This window comes from Oceanobacillus sp. AG (assembly GCF_009746545.1).
GTDB classification, from domain to species: domain Bacteria; phylum Bacillota; class Bacilli; order Bacillales; family Amphibacillaceae; genus Oceanobacillus; species Oceanobacillus indicireducens.
The window spans coordinates 1-13614 of record NZ_WOWT01000006.1 but is presented as its reverse complement, the minus strand read 5'-3'; the positions used below and the strand labels follow the sequence as shown (position 1 = coordinate 13614).

Below are 13614 nucleotides of genomic sequence, written 5' to 3'. Positions count from 1 at the left end.
ATAGTATCACTTTAAAGGAGTGATGCGTTTATCGCGGACCTGAAAGATAGATTGGTGGTCCAGATTGAGAATAAGCGATTGAAAATGTACGAGGCCTATACGAATGATGCCACTTATGAAAAACTAATAAATATATCACAGGAACTTGACCAATTGCTTAATCAATTAGCGACACTCAATCAAAAGAGAAAATAAGAAAAATAACTTCGTTGTAGGAATCATGTAACAGACTAGAGAATCGGCCTACATAGAAAATAAACCGAACAAACATCTTGATTTGTTCGGTTTTTTTCCTGCCTATTTTTCAACTCCATGACAAACTTGGAAAACTGACAGGTATGTATTACTATTTTACAATCTGCACTTTCCGAATGGTACGATCTTCTACGTTGAGGATTTTAAAGGTAAGATTGTCGCGTTCGAGTGTGTCGCCGGCCTTTGGAAAGTCTTTGAACTCACTTAGTAAGTAGGCGGCAAGGACATCTTCTTCCTCTGGGATTTCGGTCTGGAATATCGTATTTAAGCGGTGCAACGTGACTTTCCCGTCACAGACTACTTTCGTCGGTGTGAGCTTTTCAATCAATGCTTCACTTTCCTCATCCATCTCATCATGAATCTCAAGTCCAATCATTCCCTCAATAATATCCTCGTGGGTGATGATACCCTCTGTTCCGCCATATTCGTCCAGCACGATGGCTAAATGTCTGCGCTCTTTCGTCATCATTCGGAAAATCTCCTCAATCGGCTGAAATTCATAGACGATTAGTGGTTCGGAATCAATAAATTCCTCCAATTTTCGGCTCGGGTTCACAGACCAAGAGAGTAAGTATTTCGTATGCATGATTCCGACAATATTATCGATATCTTCATCATATACGGGAAAACGGGTAAATCGGTTATCAATTGCAAAATCGCGCACTTCTTCATAGGTGGATGAGATCGGCAAGGCAACAATATCCACGCGGGGGGTTTTCATGACGTCACGGACATTTAAATTGTAGAAGTCAAGTACACCCTTAATCCGGTATGATTCATCCGCCCGGAATGTCCCTTCCAGTCCGGCAAGATCCACTAGTGTCCGGAGCTCATCTTTTGACATAGAGGCTTCCTCTACTCCTTCTTTATGAAAACGGTTTGCAATAAGTTGCGATATTTTCTCAAGTAACCAGATAATCGGTTTTAGTATTTTGATAATGCCTTGAATAATCGGGGATACAGCTGATGCAATTTCCTGCGGGATCGCTCGTGCTATTGTTTTTGGAATGATTTCAGCAAAAATAATAATCGCCAAAATAACAAAAGTAACAGCAAGAATGGTGTTCATATTCGTATCCAATGTCCAGTAAACGACAAGGGCAATGATGGAAAGATCGACAATATTATTGCCGATCACGTTCACGATATACAATTCACCCGGATTTTCAATAATTCGCAGGAGCTTCTGTGCTTTTCGGTCCTCATTTTTTGCCTGGGTCTGTAATTTTACCTGATTTAACGAGGCAAGCGCTGTCTCACTCACAGAGAAGAAAATCGACAGAACGAATAGTAGAACGATGATCGCAATGATCACTTATTTTTCCTCCTTCAAGATACTTAAATCACGTCTAGGTAAAGAAAAGAAAACCCGGTCCCGAAGGAATGTGCTTTCTTGTGTTCAAAAAGGAGGATAAAAAGGACCGAGAAGTTCGAGGCGGCGCAGCTTTGAGTGGCGGAACGTATGCAGTTGATACGTGAGCATACGAAAAGCAAGCCAACGAAGAAATTCGAAGTGTCATTTTTACCGGACTTTTTGAACATCCTCTATTAGAATAAATTTTGAATGAATAAGCGAATGACATCTGCTCCGGCAACAAATGTACCTAAGGCACTGCCAAGGTTCGCCAATACGATGACAAGCAAGACGCGAGTTACTTTATTATCCCAAAATCCTTTAACACTTGTCACGTCATCCGCTAACGTTTCAAAATCTCGGACGATCGGCTTTTTCATCCATGCTTGGACTAATCCGGCAAACCAACCAGCTGCAAGAAACGGATTTAATGATGTAAATGGTGCTGCAACGATGGCCGTGATTACGGCAAGTGGATGTCCAAGCGCAATAATCGTCCCAATACCTGCAAGCGACCCATTCCAGAGCAGCCAGCTCCAGACTTGCTGCATACCAGCATCTGGGTTTTGGAAAAAGGTCAACACAACGAGGGCGATAATAACAATTGGGATTGTCCAGCCGATGATTTTTGGGGCCTTTGATTTCGGCGGCCGCTTCGTCAACGCCTTCAGATCTTGATCTTTATGTATTTCTTTTGTAATTCCAGGGACATGTGCCGCTCCTAGCACAGCAACGACCTTGTCACCTGGTGCTTCTTTAATCTTCTGTGCCAAGTATTGGTCGCGTTCATCGATCAATGGTTTTTTAAGTTTCGGGAAGCTCTCGGTAATCTCTTGGAGCATCGCATTGATTGTATCCTGCTGCTTCATCTTCTCCAGTTCTTCTTCGGTAATTGTTTCATTACTGAAGATGCTAAAAATGATTTGGCTAAGCAGAGTTGCTTTTCCTTTGAAGCCGATATTTCCCCAGATTCGTGAAAAGGTGACTTGAATATTCCGGTCGGCGAGGACCAATTCCGCTCCGACATCTTTAGCTGATTCAATTCCTTGAATCATTTCCTGACCTGCATTGATGCCAAACTGTTTTGCCATCCGTTTTTGGAAAGAGGAAATGGCTAGGTTCATAAGCAGTAAGGATGCCTTCTTTTGCTTAATGACTTTAAAAATATCCGTATCCTGCCATTTGTTCCCATCGGATATCGATTGATAGCGCTGTTCGTCCAATTCAATACAGACGGCGTCGGGTTTTTCTTGTTCAATAACATCTTTTACCTGTTCGGCACTCTGTTTGGAAACATGGGCCGTTCCGATTAGGATGATTTCTTTTCCGTTTATTTCTAATCGCGTTATATTATCCACAAGTATAGATTCCTTCCTTTAATTAATCCTAGGCATGATTATAAAACGAAACTCATTCAGTGGAAGTCTTTGCTTTTTCCCCTGAATGTTAATGGAGTAAATCAGGGTGTTAGTGGCCGTTTCTTTCGCTAAAATAGATTTGATTTCTTTCCTTATATCATAACGAAAGATTTACGGACAATGGCACCGTGAAAAAATGTTTATTACTTCTATAATAAACTAGCGTTGCTTGAAATTGAAATAAAATGTGCTTTTTTAGACGGTTCTTTTTTAAATTAGGTCTTTCTTTTTAAGAAGGAAATTTGTATGATTGAAATTAAACAGATAGCTTGGTAAAGGGTATCGGCATAAAGAGGGGGAGTAAGATGCTTGAATTAGCGTTGGATGAAGAAATTACATTAAGGCATATTCAGGAATCAGATGCGACTGAATTGTTTAATCTGACGGAAAAATCACGTACGGAGCTTCGGGAGTGGTTACCATGGGTCGACGGGACACGGACAAGGCGAGATAGTTTAAAATTTATTCAGCATACGCTTGACGCATACAATGCAAAAAGGGCATTGAACTGTGGAATTATTTATAAGGGAAGGCTTTGCGGGATGATTGGATTTAATTTGGTTGACTGGTCAAACCGTGTCGGTCATATTGGCTACTGGCTCGCTACAGATATGGTAGGGCGCGGAATTATGAGCCGGGCGGTGAGCGGGTTGATGCACTACGGTTTTTATGAGCTTGATTTGAATCGGATGGAGATTCGTGCAGCTGTCGAGAATCGGAGAAGCCGGGCGATTCCAGAACGGCTCGGATTTAAGGAAGAAGGAACAATTCGTGAGGCCGAGTGGCTATATGATCATTTTGTCCATCATGTTGTCTACGGCATGCTGCGATCGGAATGGGAATAGAAAGTCTGATCCGTCCCAGAGTTTTGACGATTGTTGTCGAACGAATTATCGGTCCGTTTCTTGAAATTTGATGTCGATGACTTCCTCTGTTTTTTTCGTATAGCGGATGTCGATATAGACACCGAATTCCCGATCTTTCCCGCGAAGCCAAAGTTTAAATTTTTCCGTCGTCTCGCCGTTTCTTGTAATCGCACCGATATGCAAGTAATCGATGATTTTAGCATCCGGATATTTTTCCTTCGTTTTCTTCATGGCAACTTGGCCCCATTTGGCATAAGAAGGGGCTTCTTCTGCCGTAGCAAATTCGCTTGGTGCTGGATTTGTCACGATACCAATTGAGAAAAGCATGAGGTGAATAGTGAGTAGTAATTTCCACATATCATCAGCTCCTTTTTATATAGGTTGTGTTTTTTAGAGACAATTTATGAGGAAGAAATAGAAAAAGCATATCCATCTCTATTTAAAGAGGGGTGGATATGCTTTTTCTTAATTCATTTGGACGTTATGGAGCCTTGCAAAAATGCCATTTTGTGCAATTAATTCGTCATGGGTTCCTTGTTCTTCAATTCCATTTTTCGTAACAACCATGATACGGTCTGCATTTTTAATCGTTGCAAGACGGTGGGCGATAACAAGTGTTGTCCGATTTTCCGCTAACTCATTCAGAGATTCTTGAATAATCCGCTCGGTCTCTGTATCGAGTGCAGAGGTCGCTTCATCGAGTATAAGGATAGGCGGATTTTTGAGGAACATACGAGCAATCGCGATCCGCTGCTTCTGTCCGCCAGAAAGCTTGAGTCCACGCTCACCGATTTGTGTTTCATAACCGTTAGGGAGTTCTGCAATGAATTCTTCCATATGAGCACGGCGGGCTGCTTCATAAATTTCCTCATCGCTCGCATCAAGATTACCATAGGCGATATTTTCCTTTAGTGTCCCTGTAAATAGGAAAACATCTTGCTGAACGACACCGATATTTTTACGAAGAGACTCTTTCGTCATATCGCGGATATCAATACCATCTATAAAAATACTGCCGTCATCCACATCGTAAAAACGCGGAATCAAGGAAGATATCGTCGTTTTACCGGCACCGGACGGACCTACGAAAGCCACAGTTTCCCCTGCGTGTACGTTTAAATTTAAATTATCGAGTACAGCTGGCTTATTTTCCTCATAACCAAATGTCACATTTTTAAATTCAATGTTACCTTGAAGTTTATCGACTTCCACTGCGTCTGGTCTGTTCTTCACATCCGGGTCAACATCAAGCATTTCAGTGAATCGTTTAAAACCAGCCATGCCTTTCGGATACAGCTCAAGAAGGGCAGTAATTTTATTGATCGGGGTTGTGAGTACGTTCGTTAAAAGAATAAAACTGACTAGTTCCCCGTACGTTAAGAGGTTATTGAAGGTGAGCCAGGCGCCAAATACGAGTACAAGCAGCGTCATAAGCCGCATGAGCAGATAGATGTTCGAGTGAACCGTCGCCATCACGCGGTACGCTCCAAGTTTAGCACGGCGGAATTTTTTATTATTTTCATTGAACCGGTTCATTTCAAACTGTTCATTCGTGAATGCTTGAACGACACGCACACCGGAAACAGCATCTTCCACACGGGCGTTTACATCCGCAATATCCTCATACATCTTTTTCCACGAACGATTCATACGAATATTCCCGTATGAAATGAGGAATATGAGGATTGGAATGGTAATTAATACAATAAGTGCGAGCATTGGGTTAATCGTGAACATAATAAAGAAAGCACCGAGAAATGTCATAATCGAAATGAAAAAGTCCTCTGGACCATGGTGGGCAAGTTCCCCGAGATCAAAGAGATCTGTCGTAATCCGGCTAATCATATGGCCGGTCTTCGTATTATCGAAAAAGCGGAAAGACTGCTTCTGTACATGATGGAATAATTCATTCCGCATATCCGTTTCGATATTTACTCCTAGCTTATGGCCGAAGTAAGTTACAACATATTGAAGCAGGGTGCTGATGATGTACACAACCAAAAGCAACGCACCAACTGTTAGTATGATATTCCAGTCGTCACCCATCAAGAGGTCATCGATAAACCACTGGACGGCGAGTGGAAAAGCAAGCTCGAGAATAGCCACAATCATCGCTGCCGAGAAGTCGACAATAAATAGCCGTTTATGTGGCTTATAATAAGAGAAAAAACGTCGTATCAACGTGATGCACTTCCTTTTCCTTTTTAAAAGTCTACTTGAAATTATATGCTTTGTTAGGGGGAGATTCAAGAAAGAAGGTTATTGGTTGTGAGTAAGTGAAAAGTTGTTACATGTTATTCACGTTGGGGAAAGTTTTCCCGTGGATAAATCGTGGATAAGCAGTTTTTCCTGTTGAAACCATGTGATTATCCCCAAAGTTATCCACATATGCACAAGTGTTCCTACTTATTTTGTTACGCAACAAGTTTTTACTACTATATATAGATTCTGCGTGGAATTTTATCCACGGAATGTTAATAAGTTCGCTTTTTCTGTGGATAATAGGGTGTGTTTGACAGAAAGTTCAGTGGATAAGGTGCAGTAATTTGGATTACTGCACCTCTTTTTTCTGGGACAAATGCTCTGACCCCATGTCCCACTACTGAGCGGTGAGGGTTGCTTCGGTTTCGTGTAGCTGGCCGCCGCGGTAGTAGGTGATGGTTAGGGTGTCGCCGATTTCTTTTTCTTGGAAGAGGATTTTTCTTAGATCAATGACATTCGTAATTGGTTCGCCGTTTAGTTCAACGATAACATCGAGCCGCTCGAGTCCGCTTTGATCGGCAGGGGACAGTGGCTGGACACTCCAAATATATACACCCCCGGTTACATCACTTGGCAATGATAATGTGTTTTCCCATTCTTGATGGGGGATTTCATCTAACGAATAAACTTCAACTCCAAGGAAGGGGCGCTCGACTACTCCCGTTGTTTCAAGCTCTTGCATGATTGGCAAGGCATGGTCAATCGGAATTGCAAATCCAAGTCCTTCTACAGCTGCTTCATTTATCTTCATCGAATTAATGCCAATGAGCTGGCCGTAAATGTTGATAAGTGCGCCTCCACTATTTCCCGGGTTAATCGCGGCATCTGTTTGGATAACCTCTGCTTGCCAGTCAGGGCGCCCGTCCATGTCAAAGTCTTGGGGGATTGTTCGCTCTGTACCGCTAATTACACCTTGCGTAACCGTGCTGGAAAACATAAGCCCAAGAGGGTTGCCAATGGCGATTGCCGGCTCACCAACCTTTACATTGCCGGATACGCCAATTTCAATTGCCTCCTGAACGTTATCACTTGGCATTCGAATTACTGCTAGATCACTGAATAAATCACTGCCAACAACTTCCGCATCGAGATGGGTATCATCATAGAGGACGATCTCAATCTGATCGGCTCCTTCCACGACATGGTGATTCGTTACAATATACGCATTTCCATCTTCTATTTTATAAATAACTCCTGAACCAGTTCCAGCTTCAACGGAACCTTCCTCCAGCCAATAATGATTCTCCTTTTGAATATTTGTTACACCGACAACAGCTGGGGTAACCCGATCCACGACCTCCGTTATTTGGGTGGAGACGTCGACGCTTACAGATGTATTTTGCGGCTGTCCATCTAGCCCGTCATGAATTGTTTCTGTCATTCGGTCTGTTGTTGTTTGGGGAATCAGATTTGCTTTCATTAGTTCGGGAAGCGCGACTGAGACAATTAAAATACCGATAATGACACCTAAAAGCAGGGGAGTGAGCCAGTATAATTTCCTGCGCTCCCTCGATTTATAATAACCCATGCCCTAACCTCCTCTATATCTCTCTTTACTTACATGTAGTATTACCAAAAATCGCTTCTTCATAACGCTTTTTAGATTGGGACATTGGGGTCAGAGCATTTGTCCCAGTGGGACAAGTGCTCTGACCCCAATGTCCCTGCCAAAAAAACAGGCCAAGCAGGGGATTCCTGCTTAGCCTGTTCATATTACACTACATCATATAATTGGGTTGGTTCTTTTGGATCGGTGTCACATAGTTCGATATGGATGCCACGTTCTTCCAATATACGGGAAACGGACATGCGGGCAAGGTCTTTCATATTATTGTCCAAGCTCAAGTGAGCAAGATAGATTCGCTTCGTATTATTGTTAATGACGTCAGCTAGAGCGAGCCCTGAATCTTCATTGGACACATGACCAGAATCGCCTAGGATGCGTTGTTTTACACTCCATGGATATCTTCCCATCCGCAGCATGTCCACGTCATGATTCGCTTCAAAAATATAAGCATCTGCATCTTCCACTATTTTCTTAATCCGTTCCGACACATAACCTAAATCCGTAACAAGCGCTACTTTTTTTCCGCCACTATGAAACGTGTAAAATTGTGGTTCCGCAGCGTCGTGGGAGACACCGAAAGATTCAATGTCCATATCACCAAAGGTTTGAACTTCTTCCCGGTTAAAAACAAACTTTTGGTCAACAGTAAGCTTTCCGATCGAATGCTCCATCGCCTTCCACGTCTTTTCATTTGCATAGATCGGCAAATTATATTTCCGCGCAATTACCCCAAGCCCTTTTATATGATCACTATGTTCATGGGTTACTAAAATGCGGGAAAGCTCGCTCGGGTCAAGATGAGCTTTTTCAAATAACAAATCAATCTGCTTCCCACTCAAACCCGCATCGACAAGGATTTTTTCCTTTTTCGATTCAATATAAAAAGCATTCCCTGTACTCCCTGATGCGAGTACACTAAAGCGTAAACTCATTCTGTTTCACTCCGATTATCTAACTCTAATCTTTCTTCTAGAATAGGTAAGAAATTTTCCCTTAAATCATTTTCCTCATCCAATATATTCACCCGCATCATATGTTCACCAATGACGTTCAGTAAAAATTCCGTCTGATTGCTTTCATAAATGAGGCCTTCTATCGCATTGACAAAATGATCGCGCTCCTCATTCACTGACACTTTCCATGTCGGGGCAAATACTTGAATACCTTCTGCGGTAATCCGAGAATAATAGCCGATTTCTATATCCGACACATTATCTCCACGATGTAAATAATTTGCTTTGAAAAGCTGACCGATCACCTGCGTCGGCTGGTTCAACTGCACTGGCTCACCTTGCACTTCTGCCTTTCCAAGAATCGTCTGGCTATAGTGGGTTACTTCATTATCATCGTTCAGAAAGACGAGTAGCAAGCCATTTTCATTATAGTAAATGGGCCGGTTTTCCTTCTCTTGGAAAAACATCAATATATTCAATTCCTCATTCCACTCGGCAAAAACATATTCGTCCCCGTAAAGCACGTGAGGGAGAACCGCCGCTTCCAGCGCATCTTTGGACTTATTCGGTGAAAGCTTAACCGGACTATCCAATTGACTTATAATTAAATTATTATTAAAAACTTCTATCGTCTGACCTTCTAATTCATCCAATTCCTCAAGATCCTTATCTGATAATTCCCGTTGGACGACCGATATATAGGCAAGTTCGGTTACATCAACCGCTTTTGAATCATCGGTTATTTGTTCTGAAGCGAGCTGGTCTTCAATCGGTAATTCCTGATTGTCGAGATATCCGACATCTTGCTGTCGGTCGATAAAGGCAAAGATCAAATATATATTGAGGATGAGGAAGCTAAGGATGAATAATGTCTTAATATTTCCCCACTGCATCCTTAGTTCCCTCCCATTGGTTGCTTTTCTTCATCAAATATAATTTTTTGCCATGAATTATTTTCCTTTTTGTACCAAGCTGGAACCATCTCAAAGTATTCACTATCCTGTTCATCCTGCTGATATTTCAGTTCATAGCCTATTTTAACATCTTCTATATTCTCCATCGTAACATCCACATCGGATTCTAAAAGGTCAATGATGTTTTCTCCCGATGGCAGTTCATTTTCTCGCAGTTTGAATTCACTATCGAATAAATAAAGCGGCCGGTCATATTCAATCAGCTGCATACCATTTTGATAATTTCCCCATCTTTGCTGGATGGTGGCGAGCTTATGAATATTAAATACGGGATAACTTTTATAATACATTTGGTATGTTACTTGATTGTTATTCAAATTAACATCATCCAAGCGATAATCTTGGTTCAAGCGAGATGCATACGTCCAACCGCTATGATTATTAATATTGTTGATACTGCGATCAAGCAAATCCAGTTCACTAATAACACGATCCGGTTCGTCAGTTGACGGTGAAATATGACTAATATATTCCATCCGTTTGCCATTCTGATAGACACTCATCTGCCGGTTATCCGTAAAATAAGCTTCTCCAATCGTCTGTGAGTTGGTTTCCCGTACAACAGCAGGATTCGTGAATAGGATATTAACGAACAAAGCTGGTTGAATTTGAGTTGGTGTAATAGAATAGGAATCCATTTTTATCTTGCCGGCTGGAATATATACCGGGTTTGTCTGTTCATTTATAACAAGGTATTCCTGATATGTTTCTTTATCCAAGGTCTCCGTGTTGCGCCATAATTGATCATAGATCTCTGCATCATTAATCAAAGCGACGGCACGCTGGTCGGAAGTATCCGAACTAAACTCCAGCTGTAAGGACTTACTGTCATGAATAAAACTAATGTATATCCGCTTCATCGACCAATTCGGAAAAATAATATCATCTGACCCAAAATTAAACAGTGTGCCGAGCACTTTCATAGGAATTTCATCGGCAAATATGAGTTCTATTTTTTCCGGGGAGCGCTCAGTCGCTTCTTCACTATCAAGAACCTCATAATTGGAAATAACCCAATCTTGCATCTGATGAAACATTTGATCTTGGGATTTCGAATCTTGAAATCCAAAATAACCTGCGTCAGTGTGGAAAATAATATCTACAGGTTTAATCAGACTCCGCTTCGTTTCGTCATTTGATCCCCCTGCATCAATCTCACTATTTACAAACTCACTGCTAATCGTTTGGTTGGAGTTCGGTTGATAACTCCATAGCGTGTAAGATAAGAGAATACTGATTCCAATTAAGACAATGAGGATGAATGTTTTTACGGTTTCGAATTTCATCTGACGTCCCTCCGCTTCCTCTTAATGAGTGGGAGTGTAAAGTAAATCGTTGTCCCATGACCTTCTCTGCTTTTCGCCCATATTCGTCCATGGTGAGCTTCGACGAGTTCTTTTGTAATGGCAAGTCCAAGGCCTGTACCACCAAGCTTCCTCGTTCTCGCCCGGTCCGCCCGGTAAAAGCGGTCGAATATTTTTTCCAATCGGTCGTAAGGAATTCCCATCCCTTCGTCTTGCACCGAGATGAGCAAGTAATGGCGTTTATTTTCTACCCGGAGAACAATTTTGCCGCCTTCTGGAGAATACTTAATCGCATTTGAAATAATGTTATCAAGTACTTGAGTCATCTTATCTTTATCAATCCATACTTGATAATTCTTATTCGGCAATTCCCGTTTGATTGTCGTCGTCTCCGGCAAATTCATTTCAAAACGGTCGATGATCTGGTGGAAGTAATCGATAAAATCTGTTTCTTCCTTGTGGAGCTGGTATTCCTCTGCATCCATTCTGGAAAGCTGGAGAAGATCATTCACCATCCGGATCATCCGGTCGGTTTCATTTTGGGTAACTTCAAGGAATTTCGGTGCGATTTCCTTATCTTCCCAAGCTCCGTCCGCCAATGCTTCGAGATAACTTTTCATCGTCGTAAGCGGTGTCCGCAATTCATGAGAAACATTGGAAACAAAATCCCTGCGCTCTTGTTCAACCTTTTCATCTTCCGTTACATCATTCAACACAGTAATAAAACCATTTATTGCATCTTGGTCATCTTTTACTGTGGAAAAGTTAGTTCGGATGAGAAACGGCTGGTGATCATCGCTGAAATCAATAATCATCGAGCTATTCTCCCGGAGTTCAGATATATCGACAAGCTTTTCATCAAGCTGTAAAACATCAAGTAAATCATCACCAATCAAATCGTCCGGATTTTTCCCGAGGAGAATTCCCGCAGCTTCATTGATTAACGTGATTGATCCTTCTTGATCGGTTGCAATAACACCGTCTGACATATTGGATAGCACTGAACTGAGCTTAAAGCGTTCTTCTTCAATTGTTGCATAGGAATGTCTCAGTCGGCTGTTCAAGTCATTGAATGCTTCTGAAAGCTGACCGATTTCGTCTTTTCCATATACATTTACTTTCTGGGTGAAGTCACCTTTCGCCATTGCTTGGGCTTGTCTGCGCATTTCCTTAATCGGCTTCGTGATCGAGCGGGCAACAAGCACCCCAATAATGGCAGAGATTGCAACCGCAAGTAATGCCCCTTGTAAAAAGATTTTATTAATTTCATCCAGCTGCTTATAAACGCCCTCTAAGGACGATTCCAAGTAAATCGCACCGACTACGTTGTTCTCATTATCAAGAATCGGGTCGACGCGAACATAAACATATTCTCCGTTTTCATTGATGAAATCATCTTCCTTTGTCATATCAAAGAAAAGCACCTGTTGGATGATATCTCTCGTAATCCGCTGATTGATTTCCACGAGATTATTGTTCGTACCGATGATTCTACTTTGGCTGTTTACGACAATTACGTTCGTAAGGTCATCGGTGCTGAGCTCATTAACAATATCTTGAACTTCTGCCTCCGGACTCATTCCCTCTTCCGTTTCCGTCTGTTCACGGTTGTAAACACGTTCGAGATTATAGCTAAGAAGTTCCATTCGGCTGGAGACATTGTCCTTAAAGCTTTCTTCCAGGTTTTTGGAAAGCTGCCCGGTAAAAAATGTTCCGATGAGCTGGACAGCAAGTATCAGCAAGAGAATATAAATAATAATGAATTTTAATTGTATCGAACGAAAAAATCCGACTTTATGCATCACAACTACTCCTGATCAGGATTACGTAAATAATAACCAACTCCGCGCCGTGTCACAATCCAGGCCGGGTTACTTGGGTTCTCCTCAATTTTCTCACGCAGTCTTCTCACCGTAACGTCAACCGTACGCACATCTCCGAAATAGTCATAACCCCATACGGTTTCAAGTAAATGTTCTCGGGTCATAACTTGTCCAATGTGACGTGCAAGGTAGTGTAATAATTCGAACTCCCGGTGGGTCAGTTCGATTTGTTCTCCATCACGGGAAACAACGTAAGCATCCGGGTAAACGGTAAGACTTCCGATAACGATGTTTTTCGTCGGTTTCTCGGTTTCTTCCGGTAACTGCTGTCTACGCAAGTTCGCCTTCACCCGGGCAATGAGCTCGCGGTTACTGAATGGTTTCGTCACATAGTCATCCGCACCAAGTTCCAGGCCGAGTACTTTATCGATTTCCGAGTCCTTTGCGGTCAGCATGATAATCGGCATACTCTTTGTTTTCCTTACTTCACGCAGTACTTCATTTCCATCTTTATTTGGCAGCATAATATCGAGGAGGATGAGTTCGGGGTCTTCCTCTTCCGCCATACGTATTGCCTCGTCACCGTCATTGGCGACAATCACTTGGTAGCCTTCCTTTTCTAAATTAAACTTTAATATATCTGCAATTGGTTGTTCATCATCTACAACTAATATTTTTTGATTCATTTTTGCCACATCCTTTTCATGTAACGCTTTCCTCTATTTTAACGTACTTTTGCCAATCTGTCTGTACCTATTTGGTCGGAGAGCGGGGCCAGTGGGGTCAGAGCATTTGTGCCCGGACAAAGTGTCCCATTGTAGGGACCCCCAGGCCCCCA

12 protein-coding genes are annotated in these 13614 nt (G+C 42.1%); 2 read left to right on the top strand and 10 right to left on the bottom strand.

All coding sequences use genetic code 11. From position 1 onward, the window contains the following. Positions 1-54 precede the first annotated feature (54 nt). A complete protein-coding gene (locus tag GN217_RS04025; RefSeq protein WP_232334324.1) occupies positions 55-195 on the top strand; it encodes an aspartyl-phosphate phosphatase Spo0E family protein in 141 nt (46 codons plus the stop codon). 151 nt (positions 196-346) lie between these two features. Here the strand turns inward: GN217_RS04025 and GN217_RS04020 are convergent, their stop codons facing one another. Next, a complete protein-coding gene (locus GN217_RS04020) occupies positions 347-1570 on the bottom strand; it encodes a hemolysin family protein (RefSeq protein ID WP_156855374.1) in 1224 nt (407 codons plus the stop codon). A 233-nt stretch (positions 1571-1803) separates the two neighbouring features. Next, positions 1804-2973, bottom strand: a complete 1170-nt coding sequence (locus GN217_RS04015) for a TraB/GumN family protein (RefSeq protein ID WP_156855373.1) — start codon at positions 2971-2973, stop codon at positions 1804-1806. Positions 2974-3332: 359 nt separating this feature from the next. Here GN217_RS04015 and GN217_RS04010 point away from each other — a divergent pair, with 359 nt between their 5' ends. Beyond that, positions 3333-3872, top strand: a complete 540-nt coding sequence (locus tag GN217_RS04010) for a GNAT family N-acetyltransferase (protein ID WP_156855372.1) — start codon at positions 3333-3335, stop codon at positions 3870-3872. Between the two features lie 45 nt (positions 3873-3917). Here GN217_RS04010 and GN217_RS04005 read toward each other — a convergent pair whose 3' ends face one another. The 8 genes from GN217_RS04005 to yycF all read right to left on the bottom strand — a co-directional run bounded on the left by GN217_RS04005 (position 3918) and on the right by yycF (position 13462). After that, positions 3918-4250 (bottom strand): DUF3889 domain-containing protein, encoded by a 333-nt coding sequence (locus GN217_RS04005; protein WP_156855371.1) that lies wholly within the window; start codon positions 4248-4250, stop codon positions 3918-3920. 108 nt (positions 4251-4358) lie between these two features. Beyond that, a complete protein-coding gene (locus tag GN217_RS04000; protein WP_156855370.1) occupies positions 4359-6074 on the bottom strand; it encodes an ABC transporter ATP-binding protein in 1716 nt (571 codons plus the stop codon). 418 nt (positions 6075-6492) lie between these two features. Then, positions 6493-7683, bottom strand: a complete 1191-nt coding sequence (locus tag GN217_RS03995) for a S1C family serine protease (protein WP_156855369.1) — start codon at positions 7681-7683, stop codon at positions 6493-6495. A 185-nt stretch (positions 7684-7868) separates the two neighbouring features. Continuing rightward, positions 7869-8654, bottom strand: a complete 786-nt coding sequence (locus tag GN217_RS03990) for an MBL fold metallo-hydrolase (RefSeq protein WP_156855368.1) — start codon at positions 8652-8654, stop codon at positions 7869-7871. After that, the gene (locus tag GN217_RS03985) at positions 8651-9568 is read right to left on the bottom strand and encodes a two-component system regulatory protein YycI (protein WP_156855367.1); all 918 of its coding nucleotides are present in this window, start codon (positions 9566-9568) and stop codon (positions 8651-8653) included. The genes GN217_RS03990 and GN217_RS03985 overlap by 4 nt, the downstream gene beginning before the upstream one ends. Positions 9569-9570: 2 nt before the next feature. Next, entirely contained in the window at positions 9571-10935 is a 1365-nt protein-coding gene (locus GN217_RS03980; protein WP_156855366.1) for a YycH family regulatory protein, read from the bottom strand. Then, positions 10932-12755: a cell wall metabolism sensor histidine kinase WalK gene (gene walK / locus GN217_RS03975; RefSeq protein WP_156855365.1), complete on the bottom strand. Its 1824-nt coding sequence runs from the start codon at positions 12753-12755 to the stop codon at positions 10932-10934. The genes GN217_RS03980 and walK overlap by 4 nt, the downstream gene beginning before the upstream one ends. A 5-nt stretch (positions 12756-12760) precedes the next feature. Continuing rightward, a complete protein-coding gene (gene yycF / locus GN217_RS03970) occupies positions 12761-13462 on the bottom strand; it encodes a response regulator YycF (RefSeq protein ID WP_156855364.1) in 702 nt (233 codons plus the stop codon). Between the last annotated feature and the right edge of the window lie 152 nt (positions 13463-13614).

Bases quoted from the DNA above. Each gene is read 5' to 3' on its own strand.
- GN217_RS04010 (WP_156855372.1), top strand. From the start codon at position 3,333: ATGCTTGAATTAGCGTTGGATGAAGAAATTACATTAAGGCATATTCAG.
- GN217_RS04005 (WP_156855371.1), bottom strand. From the start codon at position 4,250: ATGTGGAAATTACTACTCACTATTCACCTCATGCTTTTCTCAATTGGT.
- GN217_RS03995 (WP_156855369.1), bottom strand. From the start codon at position 7,683: ATGGGTTATTATAAATCGAGGGAGCGCAGGAAATTATACTGGCTCACT.
- GN217_RS03990 (WP_156855368.1), bottom strand. From the start codon at position 8,654: ATGAGTTTACGCTTTAGTGTACTCGCATCAGGGAGTACAGGGAATGCT.
- GN217_RS03985 (WP_156855367.1), bottom strand. From the start codon at position 9,568: ATGCAGTGGGGAAATATTAAGACATTATTCATCCTTAGCTTCCTCATC.
- GN217_RS03980 (WP_156855366.1), bottom strand. From the start codon at position 10,935: ATGAAATTCGAAACCGTAAAAACATTCATCCTCATTGTCTTAATTGGA.
- walK (WP_156855365.1), bottom strand. From the start codon at position 12,755: ATGCATAAAGTCGGATTTTTTCGTTCGATACAATTAAAATTCATTATT.
- yycF (WP_156855364.1), bottom strand. From the start codon at position 13,462: ATGAATCAAAAAATATTAGTTGTAGATGATGAACAACCAATTGCAGAT.